General features: G+C 50.9%; 2 tRNA genes and 3 rRNA genes. All 5 read left to right on the top strand.

From position 1 onward, the window contains the following. Positions 1 to 282 precede the first annotated feature (282 nt). Positions 283 to 1,819, top strand: a 16S ribosomal RNA gene (locus E4P00_RS15655). A gap of 82 nt (positions 1,820 to 1,901) precedes the next feature. Continuing rightward, a tRNA-Ile gene (locus tag E4P00_RS15650) sits at positions 1,902 to 1,978 on the top strand. A 30-nt stretch (positions 1,979 to 2,008) separates the two neighbouring features. Next, positions 2,009 to 2,084, top strand: a tRNA-Ala gene (locus E4P00_RS15645). A 247-nt stretch (positions 2,085 to 2,331) separates the two neighbouring features. Beyond that, positions 2,332 to 5,223 (top strand): 23S ribosomal RNA (locus E4P00_RS15640). Positions 5,224 to 5,393: 170 nt separating this feature from the next. Further along, a 5S ribosomal RNA gene (gene rrf, locus E4P00_RS15635) occupies positions 5,394 to 5,509 on the top strand. The 16S, 23S and 5S rRNA genes sit together here with 2 tRNA genes alongside, the layout of an rRNA operon. The last annotated feature ends 9 nt before the right edge of the window (positions 5,510 to 5,518 follow it).

Below are 5,518 nucleotides of genomic sequence, written 5' to 3'. Positions count from 1 at the left end.
AAGCGCAAGTGGTTGAAGTTGTTGAAGAAATCTTCGAAAGCTTCTGAAAATAATCACTTGACAGCAAATGAGGCTGCTGTAGAATGCGCGCCTCGGTTGAGACGAAAGATCTTAACCAACCGCTCTTTAACAACTGAATCAAGCAATTCGTGTGGGTGCTTGTGGAGTCAGACTGATAGTCAACAAGATTATCAGCATCACAAGTTACTCCGCGAGAAATCAAAGATGTAACCAACGATTGCTGAGCCAAGTTTAGGGTTTCTTAAAAACCCAAAGATGTTTGAACTGAAGAGTTTGATCATGGCTCAGATTGAACGCTGGCGGCAGGCCTAACACATGCAAGTCGAGCGGTAGAGAGAAGCTTGCTTCTCTTGAGAGCGGCGGACGGGTGAGTAATGCCTAGGAATCTGCCTGGTAGTGGGGGATAACGTTCGGAAACGGACGCTAATACCGCATACGTCCTACGGGAGAAAGCAGGGGACCTTCGGGCCTTGCGCTATCAGATGAGCCTAGGTCGGATTAGCTAGTTGGTGGGGTAATGGCTCACCAAGGCGACGATCCGTAACTGGTCTGAGAGGATGATCAGTCACACTGGAACTGAGACACGGTCCAGACTCCTACGGGAGGCAGCAGTGGGGAATATTGGACAATGGGCGAAAGCCTGATCCAGCCATGCCGCGTGTGTGAAGAAGGTCTTCGGATTGTAAAGCACTTTAAGTTGGGAGGAAGGGTTGTAGATTAATACTCTGCAATTTTGACGTTACCGACAGAATAAGCACCGGCTAACTCTGTGCCAGCAGCCGCGGTAATACAGAGGGTGCAAGCGTTAATCGGAATTACTGGGCGTAAAGCGCGCGTAGGTGGTTTGTTAAGTTGGATGTGAAATCCCCGGGCTCAACCTGGGAACTGCATTCAAAACTGACTGACTAGAGTATGGTAGAGGGTGGTGGAATTTCCTGTGTAGCGGTGAAATGCGTAGATATAGGAAGGAACACCAGTGGCGAAGGCGACCACCTGGACTAATACTGACACTGAGGTGCGAAAGCGTGGGGAGCAAACAGGATTAGATACCCTGGTAGTCCACGCCGTAAACGATGTCAACTAGCCGTTGGAAGCCTTGAGCTTTTAGTGGCGCAGCTAACGCATTAAGTTGACCGCCTGGGGAGTACGGCCGCAAGGTTAAAACTCAAATGAATTGACGGGGGCCCGCACAAGCGGTGGAGCATGTGGTTTAATTCGAAGCAACGCGAAGAACCTTACCAGGCCTTGACATCCAATGAACTTTCCAGAGATGGATTGGTGCCTTCGGGAACATTGAGACAGGTGCTGCATGGCTGTCGTCAGCTCGTGTCGTGAGATGTTGGGTTAAGTCCCGTAACGAGCGCAACCCTTGTCCTTAGTTACCAGCACGTCATGGTGGGCACTCTAAGGAGACTGCCGGTGACAAACCGGAGGAAGGTGGGGATGACGTCAAGTCATCATGGCCCTTACGGCCTGGGCTACACACGTGCTACAATGGTCGGTACAGAGGGTTGCCAAGCCGCGAGGTGGAGCTAATCCCATAAAACCGATCGTAGTCCGGATCGCAGTCTGCAACTCGACTGCGTGAAGTCGGAATCGCTAGTAATCGCGAATCAGAATGTCGCGGTGAATACGTTCCCGGGCCTTGTACACACCGCCCGTCACACCATGGGAGTGGGTTGCACCAGAAGTAGCTAGTCTAACCTTCGGGAGGACGGTTACCACGGTGTGATTCATGACTGGGGTGAAGTCGTAACAAGGTAGCCGTAGGGGAACCTGCGGCTGGATCACCTCCTTAATCGACGACATCAGCTGCTCCATAAGTTCCCACACGAATTGCTTGATTCATTGAAGAAGACGAAAAGAAGCAGCCCGAAATTGGGTCTGTAGCTCAGTTGGTTAGAGCGCACCCCTGATAAGGGTGAGGTCGGCAGTTCGAATCTGCCCAGACCCACCAATTTTGTGTGGGAAACGCCTGTAGAAATACGGGGCCATAGCTCAGCTGGGAGAGCGCCTGCCTTGCACGCAGGAGGTCAACGGTTCGATCCCGTTTGGCTCCACCACTACTGCTTCTGTTTGTATAAAGCTTAGAAATGAGCATTCCATCGTTGTGATGGTGAATGTTGATTTCTAGTCTTTGACTAGTTCGTTCTTTAAAAATTTGGGTATGTGATAGAAAGATAGACTGAACGTTACTTTCACTGGTAACGGATCAGGCTAAGGTAAAATTTGTGAGTTCTCTTAATTGAGAAATTCGAATTTTCGGCGAATGTTGTCTTCATAGTATAACCAGATTGCTTGGGGTTATATGGTCAAGTGAAGAAGCGCATACGGTGGATGCCTTGGCAGTCAGAGGCGATGAAAGACGTGGTAGCCTGCGAAAAGCTTCGGGGAGTCGGCAAACAGACTTTGATCCGGAGATGTCTGAATGGGGGAACCCAGCCATCATAAGATGGTTATCTTGTACTGAATACATAGGTGCAAGAGGCGAACCAGGGGAACTGAAACATCTAAGTACCCTGAGGAAAAGAAATCAACCGAGATTCCCTTAGTAGTGGCGAGCGAACGGGGACTAGCCCTTAAGTGGCTTTGAGATTAGCGGAACGCTCTGGAAAGTGCGGCCATAGTGGGTGATAGCCCTGTACGCGAAAATCTCTTAGTCATGAAATCGAGTAGGACGGAGCACGAGAAACTTTGTCTGAATATGGGGGGACCATCCTCCAAGGCTAAATACTACTGACTGACCGATAGTGAACTAGTACCGTGAGGGAAAGGCGAAAAGAACCCCGGAGAGGGGAGTGAAATAGATCCTGAAACCGTATGCGTACAAGCAGTGGGAGCCCACTTTGTTGGGTGACTGCGTACCTTTTGTATAATGGGTCAGCGACTTATTTTCAGTGGCGAGCTTAACCGAATAGGGGAGGCGTAGCGAAAGCGAGTCTTAATAGGGCGTCTAGTCGCTGGGAATAGACCCGAAACCGGGCGATCTATCCATGGGCAGGTTGAAGGTTGGGTAACACTAACTGGAGGACCGAACCGACTACCGTTGAAAAGTTAGCGGATGACCTGTGGATCGGAGTGAAAGGCTAATCAAGCTCGGAGATAGCTGGTTCTCCTCGAAAGCTATTTAGGTAGCGCCTCATGTATCACTGTAGGGGGTAGAGCACTGTTTCGGCTAGGGGGTCATCCCGACTTACCAAACCGATGCAAACTCCGAATACCTACAAGTGCCGAGCATGGGAGACACACGGCGGGTGCTAACGTCCGTCGTGAAAAGGGAAACAACCCAGACCGTCAGCTAAGGTCCCAAAGTTATGGTTAAGTGGGAAACGATGTGGGAAGGCTTAGACAGCTAGGAGGTTGGCTTAGAAGCAGCCACCCTTTAAAGAAAGCGTAATAGCTCACTAGTCGAGTCGGCCTGCGCGGAAGATGTAACGGGGCTCAAACCATACACCGAAGCTACGGGTATCACGTAAGTGATGCGGTAGAGGAGCGTTCTGTAAGCCTGTGAAGGTGAGTTGAGAAGCTTGCTGGAGGTATCAGAAGTGCGAATGCTGACATGAGTAACGACAATGGGTGTGAAAAACACCCACGCCGAAAGACCAAGGTTTCCTGCGCAACGTTAATCGACGCAGGGTTAGTCGGTCCCTAAGGCGAGGCTGAAAAGCGTAGTCGATGGAAAACAGGTTAATATTCCTGTACTTCTGGTTATTGCGATGGAGGGACGGAGAAGGCTAGGCCAGCTTGGCGTTGGTTGTCCAAGTTTAAGGTGGTAGGCTGGAATCTTAGGTAAATCCGGGATTCTAAGGCCGAGAGCTGATGACGAGTTAACTTTTAGTTAACGAAGTGGTTGATGCCATGCTTCCAAGAAAAGCTTCTAAGCTTCAGGTAACCAGGAACCGTACCCCAAACCGACACAGGTGGTTGGGTAGAGAATACCAAGGCGCTTGAGAGAACTCGGGTGAAGGAACTAGGCAAAATGGCACCGTAACTTCGGGAGAAGGTGCGCCGGTGAGGGTGAAGGACTTGCTCCGTAAGCTCATGCCGGTCGAAGATACCAGGCCGCTGCGACTGTTTATTAAAAACACAGCACTCTGCAAACACGAAAGTGGACGTATAGGGTGTGACGCCTGCCCGGTGCCGGAAGGTTAATTGATGGGGTTAGCTAACGCGAAGCTCTTGATCGAAGCCCCGGTAAACGGCGGCCGTAACTATAACGGTCCTAAGGTAGCGAAATTCCTTGTCGGGTAAGTTCCGACCTGCACGAATGGCGTAACGATGGCGGCGCTGTCTCCACCCGAGACTCAGTGAAATTGAAATCGCTGTGAAGATGCAGTGTATCCGCGGCTAGACGGAAAGACCCCGTGAACCTTTACTATAGCTTTGCACTGGACTTTGAATTTGCTTGTGTAGGATAGGTGGGAGGCTTTGAAGCGTGGACGCCAGTCTGCGTGGAGCCAACCTTGAAATACCACCCTGGCAACTTTGAGGTTCTAACTCAGGTCCGTTATCCGGATCGAGGACAGTGTATGGTGGGTAGTTTGACTGGGGCGGTCTCCTCCTAAAGAGTAACGGAGGAGTACGAAGGTGCGCTCAGACCGGTCGGAAATCGGTCGTAGAGTATAAAGGCAAAAGCGCGCTTGACTGCGAGACAGACACGTCGAGCAGGTACGAAAGTAGGTCTTAGTGATCCGGTGGTTCTGTATGGAAGGGCCATCGCTCAACGGATAAAAGGTACTCCGGGGATAACAGGCTGATACCGCCCAAGAGTTCATATCGACGGCGGTGTTTGGCACCTCGATGTCGGCTCATCACATCCTGGGGCTGAAGCCGGTCCCAAGGGTATGGCTGTTCGCCATTTAAAGTGGTACGCGAGCTGGGTTTAGAACGTCGTGAGACAGTTCGGTCCCTATCTGCCGTGGACGTTTGAGATTTGAGAGGGGCTGCTCCTAGTACGAGAGGACCGGAGTGGACGAACCTCTGGTGTTCCGGTTGTCACGCCAGTGGCATTGCCGGGTAGCTATGTTCGGAATAGATAACCGCTGAAAGCATCTAAGCGGGAAACTAGCCTCAAGATGAGATCTCACTGGAACCTTGAGTTCCCTGAAGGGCCGTCGAAGACTACGACGTTGATAGGTTGGGTGTGTAAGCGCTGTGAGGCGTTGAGCTAACCAATACTAATTGCCCGTGAGGCTTGACCATATAACACCCAAGCAATTTGCATGCTCTGAGCTGAAAAGCGAAAGAGACCAGATTGCGGTGTGTGAAGACGAAGATGAACCGAAAGTTCGACGTTCACAAAACACCGAAAACTATCACATACCCAATTTGCTGAAGCGAGGCCAACTGGTCACGACTCAGTACCCGAATTTCTTGACGACCATAGAGCATTGGAACCACCTGATCCCATCCCGAACTCAGCAGTGAAACGATGCATCGCCGATGGTAGTGTGGGGTTTCCCCATGTGAGAGTAGGTCATCGTCAAGATTAAATTCC

Origin of the sequence: Pseudomonas sp. B329 (assembly GCF_023127835.1) — a bacterium.
Lineage (GTDB): Bacteria > Pseudomonadota > Gammaproteobacteria > Pseudomonadales > Pseudomonadaceae > Aquipseudomonas > Aquipseudomonas synxantha_A.
Note: the sequence above shows the minus strand (reverse complement) of the source record. Positions and strands in the feature narration are given on the sequence as shown.